This is a genomic window from Microbispora corallina (assembly GCF_016863035.1).
Classification (GTDB): Bacteria; Actinomycetota; Actinomycetes; order Streptosporangiales; family Streptosporangiaceae; genus Microbispora; species Microbispora corallina.
In genome coordinates, this window is sequence record NZ_BOOC01000025.1 from 39,653 (window position 1) to 51,953 (window position 12,301).

11 protein-coding genes are annotated in these 12,301 nt (G+C 71.1%); 8 read left to right on the forward strand and 3 right to left on the reverse strand.

Going from position 1 to position 12,301, the window contains the following annotated elements:
* The first annotated feature begins 75 nt into the window (after nt 1-75).
* The 7 genes from Mco01_RS23535 to Mco01_RS23565 all read left to right on the forward strand — a co-directional run bounded on the left by Mco01_RS23535 (nt 76) and on the right by Mco01_RS23565 (nt 7,617).
* Nucleotides 76-717, forward strand: a complete 642-nt coding sequence (locus tag Mco01_RS23535) for an HAD family hydrolase (RefSeq protein WP_239103863.1) — start codon at nt 76-78, stop codon at nt 715-717.
* 81 nt (nt 718-798) lie between these two features.
* The gene (locus Mco01_RS23540) at nt 799-1,281 is read left to right on the forward strand and encodes a cellulose synthase (protein WP_204059075.1); all 483 of its coding nucleotides are present in this window, start codon (nt 799-801) and stop codon (nt 1,279-1,281) included.
* 306 nt (nt 1,282-1,587) lie between these two features.
* On the forward strand, nt 1,588-2,583 hold the full coding sequence (locus Mco01_RS23545; protein WP_036318687.1) for an ABC transporter permease: 996 nt from the start codon (nt 1,588-1,590) through the stop codon (nt 2,581-2,583).
* Nucleotides 2,584-2,637: 54 nt separating this feature from the next.
* A complete protein-coding gene (locus tag Mco01_RS23550; RefSeq protein WP_204059076.1) occupies nt 2,638-4,422 on the forward strand; it encodes an ABC transporter substrate-binding protein in 1,785 nt (594 codons plus the stop codon).
* A gap of 95 nt (nt 4,423-4,517) precedes the next feature.
* On the forward strand, nt 4,518-5,537 hold the full coding sequence (locus tag Mco01_RS23555; RefSeq protein ID WP_036318692.1) for an ABC transporter permease: 1,020 nt from the start codon (nt 4,518-4,520) through the stop codon (nt 5,535-5,537).
* The gene (locus Mco01_RS23560; RefSeq protein WP_204059077.1) at nt 5,534-6,559 is read left to right on the forward strand and encodes an ABC transporter ATP-binding protein; all 1,026 of its coding nucleotides are present in this window, start codon (nt 5,534-5,536) and stop codon (nt 6,557-6,559) included. The genes Mco01_RS23555 and Mco01_RS23560 overlap by 4 nt, the downstream gene beginning before the upstream one ends.
* On the forward strand, nt 6,556-7,617 hold the full coding sequence (locus Mco01_RS23565) for an ABC transporter ATP-binding protein (RefSeq protein ID WP_204059078.1): 1,062 nt from the start codon (nt 6,556-6,558) through the stop codon (nt 7,615-7,617). The genes Mco01_RS23560 and Mco01_RS23565 overlap by 4 nt, the downstream gene beginning before the upstream one ends.
* Before the next feature lie 227 nt (nt 7,618-7,844).
* Here Mco01_RS23565 and Mco01_RS23570 read toward each other — a convergent pair whose 3' ends face one another.
* The 3 genes from Mco01_RS23570 to Mco01_RS23580 all read right to left on the reverse strand — a co-directional run bounded on the left by Mco01_RS23570 (nt 7,845) and on the right by Mco01_RS23580 (nt 10,776).
* Entirely contained in the window at nt 7,845-8,528 is a 684-nt protein-coding gene (locus Mco01_RS23570; RefSeq protein WP_036318699.1) for a response regulator, read from the reverse strand.
* Nucleotides 8,529-8,571: 43 nt separating this feature from the next.
* Nucleotides 8,572-9,774, reverse strand: a complete 1,203-nt coding sequence (locus Mco01_RS23575; protein WP_204059079.1) for a sensor histidine kinase — start codon at nt 9,772-9,774, stop codon at nt 8,572-8,574.
* A gap of 138 nt (nt 9,775-9,912) precedes the next feature.
* Nucleotides 9,913-10,776 carry a RecB family exonuclease gene (locus Mco01_RS23580; RefSeq protein ID WP_204059080.1) on the reverse strand — a complete coding sequence of 288 codons (864 nt, stop codon included), beginning with the start codon at nt 10,774-10,776 and terminating at the stop codon, nt 9,913-9,915.
* Between the two features lie 183 nt (nt 10,777-10,959).
* Here Mco01_RS23580 and Mco01_RS23585 point away from each other — a divergent pair, with 183 nt between their 5' ends.
* Nucleotides 10,960-12,090, forward strand: coding sequence for a site-2 protease family protein (locus tag Mco01_RS23585; protein ID WP_036318708.1), 1,131 nt, complete (start codon nt 10,960-10,962; stop codon nt 12,088-12,090).
* Nucleotides 12,091-12,301 lie beyond the last annotated feature (211 nt).

A 12,301-nucleotide genomic window follows, 5' to 3' on the forward strand; every position in this document is an offset into this window, starting at 1 on the left:
CGCGGGCGGGCCTCCGGCGGCCGTCTACCATGTTGCTCCCCCCTTTTCGGGGGCGTCGCCGGGGGAAGGGGCCACGTGGACGCTGTTCTGTTCGACATGGACGGACTGCTGGTCGACACGGAGGAGGTCTGGTTCGAGGTCGAGACCGAGGTGGTCGGGCGCCTCGGGGGGTCCTGGGGTCCCGAGCACCAGGAGCAGCTCGTCGGGGGCTCCTGGGAGCGGACGGTCGCGTACATGATGGAGCTGACGCGGGCGGACGTGGACCCGGCCCTCGTGGGCGAGTGGCTCATCGACGGGATGGAACGGCGCCTCGCGACGGGCGTGGTGCCCATGCCCGGCGCGCTGGACCTGCTGCGCGACCTCACGGACAACGGGGTGCGCACGGCCCTGGTCACCTCGTCCCTGCGGGTGATCGCCGACGCCGTGCTGAAGGCGGTCGGCCGGGAGCACTTCGAGGTGGTCGTGACGGCCGACGACGTCGTCCGCACCAAGCCCGACCCGGAGCCGTACCTGACGGCGGCGGCCCTGCTGGCGGTCGAGCCGGGCCGCTGCGTGGTGCTGGAGGACTCCCCGAACGGCGTCGCCTCGGCGACCGCGGCCGGGTGCCGGGTGGTGGCGGTGCCGAGCGTGCTGCCCATCTCGGCCGCCCCCGGGCGGCTGGTCATGCCGTCCCTCGTGGACGTCGACCTGGGCCTGCTCCGCTCACTGGTCGCCTGATCGGGAACGATCAAGATCACCGCCCGGCGGGCGGGCGTCCGGAGTGCCAGGATGGGGGTAACCGCGACGAGGGGGCCCGCCATGACATTCGACCAGATCGCCTGGCTGCCGCTGTGCGCCGGGCTGACCGCCGTGGGGGCCGCGCTGGCCTACCTGGCGTTCCGTCGCAGGGGGGTCACCGCGGGACTGCGCGGCACCGCCTGGGCGCTGCTGCCGCTCGCGGCCTATCTCACCGGCGCGCTGCGCACGCTGTGGACCATCGGCTCGGCGGCCGTCTCCTTCGTCACCGGGCTGGTCCTGTCGCCGTCGGTCTGGGCCGGGGTGGCGCTGACGGGGCTGTCGGCGGTGCTGTTCTTCGTCTCCGGCGCGCTGCGCGGGCGCACGCTGTCGCGCGCGCGGCGGTCGAAGGGCGGCGCCGCCCCGGCGGACGCGGGGACCGGTGCGCCGTCTGCCGCCGGAAGCCGGGACGTGACCCGGCCGATCGAGCTCAAGGCCGCTCAGCCTACCGCCAACGACGACTTTTCGGACATTGAGGACATCCTCAAGCGCCGCGGGATCAGCTGAGAATCCCACATGCCGGGACCAAGTTACCGGCCAGTGCAATGTCACAGTTCCGCGACACAACCGGAACGAGAAGCCGACAATCTCTTCAAGATCAATACGAATGAGTTTCGCATGAATCACAGTTGAGCCACAGGGGGCCTCCGGGGACTGGTCATCCCAGCTCAGCGCATACATTGTGCGTTCCAGAGGGCGCGGCTACGAGGCGGCGCCCACGGACAATGTCGTCTGGGATCCAGGGGGCCGACACCTCATGGCCACGCCACGGATGGTCAGCACTATGGTCGTGGGACCGACGAAGGAGGTTCCATGACCGCACCGATGGACGTCACCGGCTCTCAGACCGAGGCCACGCCGGAGAGCGTCCTCGACGGGGCGGGCGGCGCGAAGGCGATCCAGGGGCGCTCGCTCGGCCAGATCGCCTGGATGCGCCTCAAGCGCGACAAGGTCGCCCTCGCCGGCGGGCTCATCGTGGTCGTCCTCATCCTCGTCGCCGTGTTCGCCCCGCTGATCGTCGGCGCGTTCGGCCAGGACCCGACGCAGTTCAACTCCGACCTGATCGACTCCTCGACCATGGCGCCGAAGGGCGGCACGGGCATCAGCGCCCAGCACCTGTTCGGCCTGGAGCCGGTCAACGGCCGCGACATCTTCAGCCGGGTCGTGTACGGGGCGCGGATCTCCCTGCTGATCGCCTTCCTCGCCACGCTGCTGTCGGTGATCATCGGCACGCTCCTCGGCGTCACGGCCGGATACTTCGGCGGCCTGGTCGACTCGATCATCAGCAAGGCCATGGACGTCTTCCTGGCCTTCCCGCTGCTGGTCTTCGCCATCGCCCTGGCGGGCATCGTCCCCGACACGGCGTTCGGCCTCGCCGGCGACACGCTCCGGGTCGCGCTGCTGGTCTTCATCATCGGCTTCTTCAACTGGCCGTACGTGGGCCGCATCATCCGCGGGCAGACGCTGTCGCTGCGCGAGCGGGAGTTCGTCGACGCCGCCCGCAGCCTGGGCGCGCGCGGCCCGTACATCATCTTCCGGGAGATGCTGCCCAACCTGGTCGCGCCGATCCTCATCTACGCGACGCTGCTGATCCCGACGAACGTCCTGTTCGAGGCGGCGCTGTCGTTCCTCGGCGTCGGCGTGCGGCCGCCCACCCCCACGTGGGGCGGCATGCTGTCGGACGCGGTGCGCTTCTACACGATGCCGCACTTCATGTTCTTCCCCGGCATGGCGATCTTCATCACGGTCCTGGCGTTCAACCTGTTCGGCGACGGCCTGCGGGACGCACTCGACCCGAAGGCCCGCTGAGCGCTTCCTGGTTCCCCGTTAAGTCCCCGGCTCCTATAACCAAGGGGTTTGCAGATGCACAGAAGAAGACTGGGCATGGCCGCCATCGGCGCCGTGCTCGCCATCGGAGCGGCCGCCTGCGGCGGCGGCTCGGTTAACAGCCCGAGCGCCTCCGGAGGGGCCGCCTCCGGCGGCGCCGGGGCGGGCGCGACCGGCCAGTTCAACGCCGCGCTCTCCGCGGTGTTCAACCCGTCGGACAAGAAGGGCGGCACCCTCAAGTTCGCCAACTCCGGCGACTGGGACTCCCTCGACCCGGCCGACACCTACTACGCGTACTCGTGGAACTTCGTCCGCCTGTACGGCCGTTCGCTGACGATGTTCAAGTCGGCCCCCGGCGCCGAGGGCAACCAGCTCGTCCCGGACCTCGCGCAGGACATGGGCAAGCCCAGCGACGGCGCGAAGACGTGGACCTACAAGCTCCGCCCGGGCGTGAAGTTCGAGGACGGCACGCCGGTCACGTCGAAGGACGTCAAGTACGGGGTGCTGCGCTCGCTCGACAAGGAGACCTTCCCGAACGGGCCCACGTACTTCAACGACTTCCTGGACCTGCCGAAGGACTACAAGGGTCCGTACAAGTCCAAGGGCGTCAACACCGACAGCGCGATCGAGACGCCGGACGACCAGACGATCGTCTTCCACCTCAAGCAGCCGCTGAGCAACTTCGACTACTTCGCCCAGATCCCGTCCACGATGCCGGTCCAGGAGAGCAAGGACACGGGCGCGAAGTACAAGGAGCACGTGGTCTCCACCGGTCCGTACAAGTTCGAGTCGAACGAGATCGGCAAGGGCTTCAAGCTGGTCCGCAACGACCAGTGGGACCCGTCGACCGACCCGAACCGCAAGGCGCTCCCGGACAGCATCGAGGTCTCGACCAACGTCAACGCCGACGACATCGACAACCGGGTCCTCGCCGGCGACCTCGACGTCGACGTGGCGGGCACCGGTCTGCAGCCGGCCTCCCTCGGCCGGGTGCTGTCCGACCCGGCGATGAAGGCCAACACCGACAACCCGCTGAGCACGCGCCTCTGGTACACGTCGATCAACGGCAACGTCGCGCCGCTCGACAACCTCGACTGCCGCAAGGCCATCGAGTACGCCGCGGACAAGACCGCCTACCAGACCGCGTACGGAGGCGAGTTCTCCGGCGGCCAGATCGCGACCAGCCTGCTGCCGCCCACCATCCCGGGTCACCAGGACATCAACCCGTACCCGAGCGGCTCGGACAACAAGGGCGACCTGGCCAAGGCCAAGGAGGCCCTGCAGGCCTGCGGCCAGCCGAACGGCTTCGAGACGAACATCGCCTACCGCGCCGAGCGTCCGAAGGAGAAGGCGACCGCCGAGGCGCTGCAGCAGTCCCTCAGCCGGGTCGGCATCAAGCTCACGCTGAAGCCGTTCCCGCAGGCGGACTACTTCGCCCTGTACGCCGGCAAGCCGGGCTACGCCAAGGACAACAAGATCGGCCTGGCGCTCAACGGCTGGTCGGCCGACTGGCCCGACGGCTTCGGCTTCCTCCAGCAGATCGTCGACAGCCGCGTCATCCGTGACACCGGCGGCTCCTCCAACATCTCCGTCCGTGACCCGGAGGTCGACAAGATGATCGACCAGGCGATGCAGGAGACCGACAAGTCCGCCCGTGAGGGCATGTGGGCGGCGATCGACAAGAAGGTCATGGACGACGCCTTCATCCTGCCGGGCCTGTGGGCCAAGAGCCTGCTCGCGCGCAGCAAGAACGCGACGAACGTCTTCGTCAACGACGCGTTCGGCATGTACGACTACCTCGGCATGGGCGCCGCGAAGTAGCACCGCCCATCCCGCAGAACCGATAGATCCGACAGACGCGTGAACGCGGCAAGGGGGCCGGTCCGTCAGGGCCGGCCCCCGGAGCCGGGGGGACTGTGGTCACATACATCATCCGGCGGCTGATCTGGGCGGTCGTGATGCTCACCATCGTGAGCATCATCACGTTCGCCATCTTCTTCCTGGTGCCGCGCCTGGCCGGCGCGACCTCGGAGAGCCTGGCCACCCGCTACGTGGGGCGCACCGCCTCGGCGGCGGACGTCAAGATCGCGGCCGAGAAGCTGGGCTTCAACGATCCGCTGATCGTGCAGTACGGGCGGTTCGCCAAGGGCATCGTCGCCGGGGCGGACTACGACTACGGTCCCGGCGTGGAGCACTGCCCCGCGCCGTGCTTCGGGTACTCCTTCATCACCCGGCTCCCCGTCTGGCCGGACCTCATGGACCGGCTGCCCATCACCGTCTCGCTCGCCATAGGGGCCGCCGTCATCTGGGTGATCGCCGGTGTCGCCACCGGCGTGCTGTCCGCGCTGAGACGCGGCAGCTTCTTCGACCGGGCGGCGATGAGCGTCGCCCTGGCGGGCGTGTCGCTTCCCATCTTCTTCACCGGCATCGTCTCGCTGGTGTTGTTCAGCTACGGCCGCCCCTTCGCGATCTTCGCGCCCGGCGGCAGCTACACCCCGTTCGAGCAGAACCCCGTCACCTGGGCGTACGACCTGATCCTGCCGTGGGTCACGCTCGCGTTCCTGTACGCCGCCGGGTACGCGCGGCTCACCCGGGCGGGCATGCTGGAGACGATGAACGAGGACTACATCCGCACGGCGCGGGCCAAGGGCCTCAACGAACGGACCGTCGTGGTCAAGCACGGCCTGCGCGGCGCGCTCACCCCGATTCTGACGATCTTCGGCCTCGACCTCGGCCTGCTGCTCGGCGGCGCCGTGCTCACCGAGAGCACCTACTCGCTGCCCGGCATCGGCAAGTACGCCATCGACGCGATCACCAACCAGGACCTCCCGAAGGTCATGGGCGTGGTCCTCGTCGCCGCGTTCTTCGTGGTCTTCGCGAACCTGGTCGTCGACCTCCTGTACGCCGTCGTGGACCCGAGGGTGAGGCTGGCATGAGTTTCCTCGAGCTGAAGGACCTGCGGATCCACTTCCCGACCGACGACGGCCTGGTCAAGTCGGTCGACGGGCTGTCGTTCGCCCTTGATCGGGGCAAGACCCTCGGCATCGTGGGGGAGTCCGGCTCCGGCAAGAGCGTCACCAGCCTCGGCATCCTCGGACTGCACAAGGGCGGCCGCGCCCGCATCTCCGGCGAGATCTGGCTCGACGGCGAGGAACTCGTCGGCGCGAGCCAGGAGCACGTGCGGACGCTGCGGGGCAAGAAGATGGCGATGATCTTCCAGGACCCGCTGTCCGCCATGCACCCCTTCTACACGGTCGGCACCCAGATCATCGAGGCGTACCGGATCCACAACGACGTGAGCAAGAAGGTCGCGCGCAAGCACGCGATCGACATGCTCGGCCGCGTGGGCATCCCGCAGCCGGACCGGCGGGTCGACAGCTACCCCCACGAGTTCTCCGGCGGCATGCGGCAGCGTGCGATGATCGCCATGGCGCTGAGCTGCGACCCCGAGCTGCTGATCGCCGACGAGCCGACCACGGCGCTCGACGTGACCGTGCAGGCGCAGATCCTCGACCTCATGCGCGACCTGCAGCGCGACTTCAACGCCGCGCTCATCATCATCACGCACGACCTCGGCGTGGTGGCCGAGCTGTCCGACGACATCCTCGTGATGTACGGCGGCAAGTGCGTGGAGTACGGCACGACCGGCGACATCTTCGAACGGCCCGAGCACCCGTACACGTGGGGCCTGCTCGGCTCGATGCCGCGCCTCGACCGGGAGCCGACTGAGCGGCTGCTGCCGATCAAGGGCTCGCCGCCCTCGCTGATCAACGTGCCCGCGGGCTGCGCCTTCCACCCGCGCTGCGCCTTCGAGGGCCGGACGAACGGCCGCGCGACGACCGAGGTGCCGGAGCTGCGCGAGACCGAGGGCGGCCACCTGGTGCGCTGCCACATGCCGCGCGACGTCCGGCGCGCCATCTGGGAGAACGAGATCAAGCCCACCCTGGAGGCCTCATGACCGCCCCGAGCGAGCCCGCCATCGCCGACGGCGAGCCGCTGCTGTCCGTGCAGGGGCTGGAGAAGCACTTCCCGGTCACCAAGGGCCTGCTCAAGCGGCAGGTCGGCGCGGTCAGGGCGGTCGACGGCATCAGCTTCGACGTGGTCAAGGGCGAGACCCTCGGCCTGGTGGGGGAGTCGGGCTGCGGCAAGACGACCACCGGCCGTCTGGTCACCCGGCTCATCGAGCCGACCGGCGGGAAGGTCGTCTTCGAGGGGCAGGACATCACGCACATGTCGCAGGGCCGCATCCGGCCGCTGCGCCGCGACGTGCAGATGATCTTCCAGGACCCCTACAGCTCGCTGAACCCCCGGCACACGGTCGGCGCCATCGTCGGCGCGCCGTTCCGGATCCAGGGCATCAAGACCGAGCAGGGCACGAAGAAGGCGGTCCAGGAGATCCTGGAGCTCGTCGGGCTCAACCCCGAGCACTACAACCGCTACCCGCACGAGTTCTCCGGCGGCCAGCGGCAGCGCATCGGCATCGCCAGGACGCTGGCGCTCAAGCCGAAGCTGATCATCGCGGACGAGCCGGTCTCCGCGCTGGACGTGTCGATCCAGGCCCAGGTGGTCAACCTGCTGGAGGACCTGCAGAGGGAGCTCGACCTCACCTACGTGGTGATCGCGCACGACCTGTCGGTGGTCCGGCACATCAGCGACCGCGTCGCGGTCATGTACCTGGGCAAGATCGTCGAGCTGGCGGACCGCAAGAGCCTGTACGACTCGCCGATGCACCCGTACACGAACGCGCTGCTGTCGGCCGTCCCGATCCCCGACCCCAAGCGGCGGACCGAGCGGGAGCGGATCCGGCTGCAGGGCGACGTGCCGTCGCCGCTGAACCCGCCGCCGGCGTGCCGCTTCCACACCCGCTGCTGGAAGGCCCAGGAGATCTGCCGGACCGTCGAGCCGCCGCTGGAGACGCTCGCGGCCGGCCACCAGGTCGCCTGCCACTTCCCGGAGAACGCGCCGGTCGCCACGGGCTCGGCCGCGCCCGGCGCGACCGCGGCCGCGGCGGACTGAGGGCGTCTCCGCCGGTACGGCTTCCGCTGTCTTCCCCCCCAGACGGCCCGCGGAAGCCGTACCGGCGGCGCCCACACCCGGAACGCTATCGGGCCCGGCCGGGGCCGGGGATCGGCCTGCGGGACCGTCCTCGCCTGCGCCCACGGCAGGACGCCGGGTGCCTCGCCTCCTCCCTCGGGAGTAGGCACACGGGCCCGGCGGGTCGCCGGGAGCCCCAGGCGGAGCCGCTAGGAGAAGGCCCCCGGGATGATCAGCCCGGTCTCGTAGGCCAGCACGACCGCCTGCACCCGGTCGCGCAGCCCCAGCTTCGTCAGCACGTTGCCGACGTGGGTCTTCACGGTCGTCTCGCTGACGACCAGCTCGGCGGCGATCTCCGCGTTCGACATGCCCCTGGCGATCAGCCGGAGCACCTCGAGCTCGCGCTCGGTCAGCCGGTCGAGCCGGGCGGGCGTCGCCTGCTGGTGCGCGGAGGGCAGCCGCGTGGCGAACCTGTCGAGCAGCCGCCGGGTGACGCTCGGCGCCACGATCGCGTCACCGGCCGCCACCACCCGGATCGCCTGCACCAGGTCGTCCGGCGGCACGTCCTTGAGCAGGAACCCGCTCGCGCCCGCCCGCAGGGCCTCGACGATGTACTCGTCCAGGTCGAACGTCGTCAGCACGAGCACCTTCGGCACGTGCGCCGTCGGCGCGGCCTCCCGCACGATGCGGCGGGTGGCCTCGATGCCGTCCGTCCCCGGCATCCGGACGTCCATCAGCACGACGTCGGGCAGCAGGGCGCGCGACTGCTCCATCGCCATCGCCCCGTCGCCGGCCTCGCCGACGACCGTGACGTCCGGCTCGGCCTCCAGGATGAAGCGGAACCCCGTGCGCAGCAGCGGCTGGTCGTCGACAAGCAGCACCCGGATCGTCATGCGAGGGCCGCCGTCCGGCGGGCGTGGGGGAGCACGCTGATCGTCATGGTCTGTCCTTGAGGGGGAATCGGGCCCTGACCTCGAACCCGCCCCCGGTCCGGGGGCCGATTCGCAGGACTCCACCATAGAGCGCCACGCGCTCCCTGATGCCCACCAGGCCGTGGCCCTTCCCGGCGACCCGCGCGGGGCCGTCGGCGCCGCCCCGCCCGTCGTCCTCAACGTGGACGGACAGCTCGTTCTGCTCGTGCCGCACGGTCACCCAGGCCCGGGCGGCCGGGCCGGCGTGCCGCAGGCTGTTCGTGAGCGCCTCCTGGACGAGGCGGTAGGCGGCCAGGTCGATGCCGGGCGGCAGCCCCCGCCGCTCGCCCTCCACCCACAGCTGGGTGCGCAGCCCCGCCTCGCGCATCTGCTCGACCAGCGTCGGCAGGTCCTGCATGCCCGGCTGCGGCCCCAGCTCGGCCGGCCCGTCGGTGCGCAGCACGCCGACGATGTTGCGCATCTCCGCCATCGCCGTGCGGCCCATCTCCTCGATCGCGGTGAGCGCGTCGCGGGCGACCTCGGGATCGGCGTCGAGCATCTTGCGCGCAGCCGCGGCCTGCACGGTCATCACGCTCACGTGGTGGGCCACGACGTCGTGCAGCTCCCGGGCGATGCGGGAGCGCTCCTCGGCCCGCGCGGCCCGGGTGTCGGCCTCCCGCGCCCGCTCCAGCCGGTCGGCCCGCTGCATCAGCTCGGCCAGGTAGGCGCGGCGCAGCCGGACCGCCCTGCCGCACACCCAGCACAGCAGCGCGACCACGACGACGACCACGTGGTCGGTCCACGGCATCGGCCCGCGCCCGATCCCGGCGTCCACGCCGTACGCCAGCAGGTCGGCGACGATCGCGGCGAGGCTGAGCGCCAGGCCCCGGTGGGCGGCCACCGAGTAGAGCAGGACGAGCGGGCCCAGCCCGCTGAGGCCGTCGTCGTACCCCATCGCGTCGAGCGTCCACTGGGGGACGATCGTCGCGAGGAGCAGGACGAACGGCCACCGCCGCCGCAGCGCGACGGGCAGCGTGCAGGCCGCCGCCAGCACGAGGCCCAGCGGGTCGTACGGCCGTGTCGCGCCCGTCTGCCACTCGGCGGACCCGCCGCCCGCGAGCACGACGAGCGACAGCGAGGCCGTCGTCAGCACCACCGCGAGGATCGAGTCCGCGACCAGGGGATGGGCTCGTAGCCAGGGACGCGGACTGCCGGGGGTGGTGCGCACGTACCAAATCTAGGCCGTCGCCTGCGGTGTCCACCCTGCCCGGGAGGGATATGGGTGCTCCTCCCCACGGAGGATCCGCCCGGCCCGATGGCCGCCCGGCCCCCTGGCTCCGGGACGGTTCCGGGCGGGCGGCGGGGGTCAGAGCTCGTCGGTGGCGGCCCTCCTGCCGCCGGCGCGGGAGGACAGGCCGGGCCGGCGGTCCGGCACGGGGGGCGGGGTGCCGCCGAACTCGGGGCACAGCGCCTGGTGGTCGCACCAGTCGCACAGCCGCGAGGGGCGGGCGCGCCACTCCCGGGTGCGCACGGCGCGCTCGATGGCGGCCCAGAGGGCCTCGACCTTGCGCTCGGTGGCCCGCAGGTCCGCCTCGTCAGGCGTGTACCGGACGATCTCGCCGTTGCCGAGGTACATGAGCTGGAGCATGCGCGGGACCCGCCCGTTCAGCCGCCACAGCGCGAGCGCGTAGAACTTCATCTGGAACAGCGCCTTGGCCTCGAAGTCGCGCCCCGGCGCCGTGCCCGTCTTGTAGTCGACGACCCTGACCTCGCCGGTGGGGGCGACGTCGAGGCGGTCGATGTAGCCGCGCAGCAGCAGGCCGCTGTCGAGCACGGTCTCGACGTACATCTCCCGCTCGGCCGGCTCCAGCCGCTGCGGGTCCTCCAGCGTGAAGTAGCGCTCGACCATGCCGCGGGCCTGGGCGAGCCACGCGTCGCGCTCCTCGTCGCCGGCGAACAGCCCGGCGTACTCCGGCTCCTCGGCCAGCAGCCGCGTCCACTGCGGCTCCAGCAGGTCCTGCGCGGCGGCGACCGTGCGGGCCTCGGCGGGAAGGTCGTACAGCCGCTCCAGGACGGCGTGGACGAGCGTGCCGCGCACCGCCGCCGGGGAGGGCTTCTCGGGGAGCTGGTCGATGACCCGGAACCGGTAGAGCAGCGGGCACGTCATGAAGTCACCGGCGCGGGAGGGGGACAGCGCGCCGATGATCGAGCGCTCTTCGGCGAGGGTCATGCCCGGAACTGTAGGACACGGGACCGACACTCCGCGCCGCGACGGCGACGGCCGGGCGGCGCCCTGGAGGCGTCCGGCTCGGCGGCGAACCGGCCTGGACGTACGCGGAGGGGCCGTCAGCTCTTAGGCTGATCTCACCTCGCGGCGCGTAGCATCGAGGTCAAGGGAGGGAAGGCGGCCATCATGAGCACACCTGTCAACGCGTCCCCGGGGCTGCGGATGGGCCGACCGTTCGGCATCCCGGTGTACGTCTCCCCGACGTGGCTCATCGTGGCGGCCTTCATCACCATCAGCTTCCAGCCGGTGTTCGCCGACAGCCTGCCCGGCTACAGCGACGTCGCGACATACGCGGTGGCGCTCGCCTTCGCCGTCCTGCTGTACGTCTCGGTGCTCCTGCACGAGCTCGCCCACTGCGTGGTGGCCAAGCACTACGGCCTGCCGGTGCGGCGCATCACCCTCTACCTGCTCGGCGGCGTGTCCGAGATCGAGCGCGAGCCGGAGACGGCCGGGCGGGAGTTCAACGTCGCCTTCGCCGGGCCGCTGCTGTCCTTGGGGCTCGCCGCCGTGGGCTTCCTGGTCTACAAGTTCGCCGTTCCGGCCGAGGGCATCGTCTCCGTGCTGGTCCTGCAGCTGTGGGGGTCCAACGCCATCGTGGGCGTGTTCAACCTGCTGCCGGGGCTGCCCCTCGACGGCGGCCGGATGCTCCGGGCGGCCGTGTGGAAGGTGACCCGCGACTCCGGCACGGGCACGCTGGCCGCCGCCTGGGTGGGCCGGGCCGTGGCCGTCGCGGTGGTCGCGGTGCCGCTGCTGCTCAACCTGATGTCCGGCCAGGACACCGGCTTCGGGCAGATGCTCTGGTCGATCGTGCTCGCCTCGTTCATCTGGGTCGGGGCGTCGCAGTCGCTGCGGGTGGCCCGGGTGCGGGCCCGGCTGCCGCAGCTGCGCGCCCGGCTGCTGGCCCGCCGCGCCATCCCGGTGACCGCCGAGGTGCCGCTGTCGGAGGCGCTGCGCCGGGCCAGGGAGGCGGGCGCGGGCGCGATGGTCCTGGTCGACCACGACGGCCACCCGATCGGCATCGTCAACGAGGCCGCCGTGAACGCCACCCCCGAGCACCGCCGCCCCTGGGTGACCGTCGGCTCGGTCGCCCGCAGCCTGGAGCCCTCGCTCGTGCTCGGCGCCGACCTGGAGGGGGAGTCGCTGCTCGACGCCATGCGGGGCACCCCGGCGGCGGAGTACCTGCTCGTCGAGCGGGGCGGCGAGATCTACGGCGTGCTCGCCACCGCCGACGTCAACCGCATGTTCACCGGTGTCTGACCGCCCGCCCACCCCCTCGTCTTCCCGCCCGGCGGGGACTAGTGTGGCGTCGGCGCAGGGTGCGTCGAGACCAGGGCCGACGGCCGTACGGTCTGGTACGCCCAGCTCCGGAAGGCCGGTTCACCGCTCTTTTTGCTACGTTCTGGGGTGATCGATCCGGCACACGGTGGTGCCGACGAGGGTGCCGGTCATCCGGTGGCGTTTCCGGAGG